Consider the following 2879-nt stretch of genomic DNA (forward strand, 5'->3'; position numbering starts at 1 on the left):
CGCGGTGCTGCTCGTGGTCGTGCGGGAAATGGCGGTGCTCGAACGGGCGTGATGGTCGCTACGGTCGCGACGGCTCAGACCGTCGCGACCAGCAGCTCTTCCGCGTTGTTTGGCGGCCGCAGGCCGTCGGTGCGATCGGAGAAATAGCGGCGCGTCAGATCGGCGGCCGATACATGCGCGGCCGCCGCGAAACCGGCCTCCCGCGCGAGCGCCTGGATCTGCGCCGGCATGAAGAAACTGATGAACGGCGTGCCGCTGGCGCGCGCGCCCTTCTCGGCCATTTCAAGCCCCGGACGCACGTCCGGATCCGCATTCTCCAGCGGCAGCAGGAACGTCATCGCGAGCGTCGAGCCCGGCGCGAGCGAGGCGACTTCGCGCAACGCGGCCGCATTCGCGTCGTGCGTCAGGTACATGCTGACGCCGGTGGACACCACGACCGCCGGCTTGCCGGCATCGAAGCCCGCGCCGACGAGCGCTGCGCGCCATGACTGCTTCGCCTCGAAATCGACCGGCACGAAACGCAGCCAGTCGGGCACGCCGAAACCGAGCTCGACCAGGCGGCGCTGCTTCCAGGCCTGCGGCGCGGGCGGGTCGACTTCGAAGACGGTCACGCGCGACGCCATGTCCGGCCGGCGCTGCACGAAGCTGTCGAGGCCCGCGCCGAGGATCACGTACTGGCCCACGCCACGCGCGGCCTGCTCGACCACCAGATCCTCGATGAAGCGTGCCCGCGCGACGATCGACGCGCGGAATGGCCGCGTGAATTGCGGATCCATGTCGCCACGCTGCTGCCAGCCGGGTTCCGGCGCGAGCAGCTGCAGCCCGACTTCGTCGGCGAGCACATACGGCGGCGCGTCGAGTTCGACGTGCTGCGCGCGCCACAGCGCGACGCGCGCAGCCGTGCTGTCGGGGGCGCTTTCGCGGGGTTCGGTCATGGCCGCCTCACGCGCCCTGCTTGCCCGGCGCCTGCAGGCGCCACACGCGGCCGTCCGGATCACGCACGGTCATGTCGCGCGTGCCCCAGTGGGTGTCCTCGAACGGCGTGACGACGTCGACGATCGGCTGCGGCTCCACCGCCTGTTCGTTCGGCACCTTGAGCACGACCTGCATGTCCGGCGTCTCGCCCGGCGGTACTTCGGCGATGAACAGGAAGGGGCCGTCGCCATTGCGCAGCTGGCCTGAGTGGTGATCGGTTTCGAACTCCAACGTAAAGCCCAGTGCCTGGAAGAACTTTGCCGACTTGCCCCAGTTGTGCGTCGTCAGGTACACGGCTTCGATTCGCTCGGATGACATGTCACTCCTCCTTGGTGGACGGCCCCGCGCCCGGCGGTGGCACGGCCAGGTACGCGCGCAATGCGTCGGCCACCAGTGCGGACAGCGACTGCTCCGTTTCGATGGCGCGATGCTTGACCTGCCGGATCAGGCTGAGCGGCAGGTACACGTTGAATTGCTTCACTTCTTCGTCGGTCATGATGGCTAGTATGCTAGCAATCTAGCAAAAGTCAACCGCACACGCGGCCCGTGTGTGCGGGCCGCCGTTGGCTGTCGTGATCCGGATTACGTCGCGGCGCGCGCCGCCAGCCGCGCGAACAGCGCGTCGAGATCGAATCCCGTCGTGTCGATGCCGATCGTGTCGCGCAGGCATGCGCCCCATGCGGCCGCATCGTCGAACGTGACGGCGTGCCCGACGCCCGCCGCGTCGCGGATCGTCAGCGTGGTGTTGCGCAGCGCCGCACGACCGTCCGGCAGTACGCGGCAGGCGATCAGGTTATGCAGGAAGATCGATTCGGGATACGTCGACGTGAACCAGTTCGCGGCGTCGTAATCGATCCACTCGACCCGCTTCGGCTGGAAGCGATAGGTCGTCTGCCAGCCATCGGGCGTCTCGACCTGCACCTCGAATTCCCCGTCGACCGGTGCGGCGACGACGCGGAACGTGCCGTGCGGCGTCTGCTGCCGCTCGTCCGGCACGAAACGCAGCGGCGCAGTCAGCGTCGCGCTGCCGAAGCCGATGTCCGCGAGCCAGGCCGCGCCGTCGAGATCGATGCGCAGCAGCATGTGCGTGTGCGCGGTGGCGACTTCCGGCGGCAACATCCAGCGCACGCGCGCGATCATCGGCGTCACGCGAAAGCCGATCGTCGTGAGCGCGGTGTAGAACAGCTTGTTGAGTTCGAAGCAGTAGCCGCCGCGGCGATGCGCGAGCACCTTGTCGACGATCGACGGCAGGTCGAGTGCGACGCGCGCACCTGTCAGCGGATTGAGGTTTTCGAACGGAATCGCCTGCGGGTGCAGCAGGTGCAGCCGGCGGAGCACGTCGAGCGTCGGCTCGACCGGGCCGTCGTAGCCGATGCGGGAGAAATAGCGCGAGAGGTCGAACGAGTCTGTCATGAACCTGCACCGAAAAAAGGGACACGCCACGATAGCATCGCGGGCACTCCCCATGTTGGGCGAGGCGATCTTCGTCGTCGCGCGCGATGCCGGCACCGCATCGCGCGCAGCCCCGCGCAACGTTATGGCAGCGGCTTCAGCGCGGACGATGCGATCGACGGCACTGAAATACCCTGGCTCGTCGCGAACTGTACGGCCTGGCTGAGCGTCGTCGCGAGCGACTGCAACTGGCCCGGCGCGCTTTGCGCGATATACGACGCAGCCTGCATGTTCTGCGGATTCAGGCCCGACTGCAACAGCGACGCCGCGCTCGTCGAACCGAGATTGCCGAGCCCCGACTGCAGCTGCGAATACTGCGTGAGCCCCTGCCCGAGCGACGCGAGGCCGTTGCTGAACGCCTGCTTGTCGATCGGCCCGTGCGTCGCGCCACCGCTCGCGAACGCCTGGCCGAGCGCCTGCGACACGGATTGCTGCGCGCCGCCCATCTGCGA

4 protein-coding genes and 1 pseudogene are annotated in these 2879 nt (G+C 68.0%); all 5 read right to left on the bottom strand.

The features are described 5' to 3' along the window. Nucleotides 1–74: 74 nt before the first annotated feature. The gene (locus JYJ84_RS32985; protein ID WP_205190007.1) at nt 75–935 is read right to left on the bottom strand and encodes a class I SAM-dependent methyltransferase; all 861 of its coding nucleotides are present in this window, start codon (nt 933–935) and stop codon (nt 75–77) included. Between the two features lie 7 nt (nt 936–942). Next, a complete protein-coding gene (locus JYJ84_RS32990) occupies nt 943–1293 on the bottom strand; it encodes a glyoxalase/bleomycin resistance/extradiol dioxygenase family protein (RefSeq protein WP_175223546.1) in 351 nt (116 codons plus the stop codon). Nucleotide 1294: 1 nt separating this feature from the next. Continuing rightward, a complete protein-coding gene (locus tag JYJ84_RS32995) occupies nt 1295–1471 on the bottom strand; it encodes a ribbon-helix-helix domain-containing protein (RefSeq protein ID WP_122947424.1) in 177 nt (58 codons plus the stop codon). An 86-nt stretch (nt 1472–1557) separates the two neighbouring features. After that, nucleotides 1558–2388 carry an arylamine N-acetyltransferase gene (locus JYJ84_RS33000; protein WP_175223547.1) on the bottom strand — a complete coding sequence of 277 codons (831 nt, stop codon included), beginning with the start codon at nt 2386–2388 and terminating at the stop codon, nt 1558–1560. Nucleotides 2389–2510: 122 nt separating this feature from the next. Then, a pseudogene (locus JYJ84_RS33005) lies at nt 2511–2879 on the bottom strand (hypothetical protein); the annotation flags it as partial.

Source organism: Burkholderia sp. LMG 13014, assembly GCF_905232215.1.
Taxonomy (GTDB): domain Bacteria; phylum Pseudomonadota; class Gammaproteobacteria; order Burkholderiales; family Burkholderiaceae; genus Burkholderia.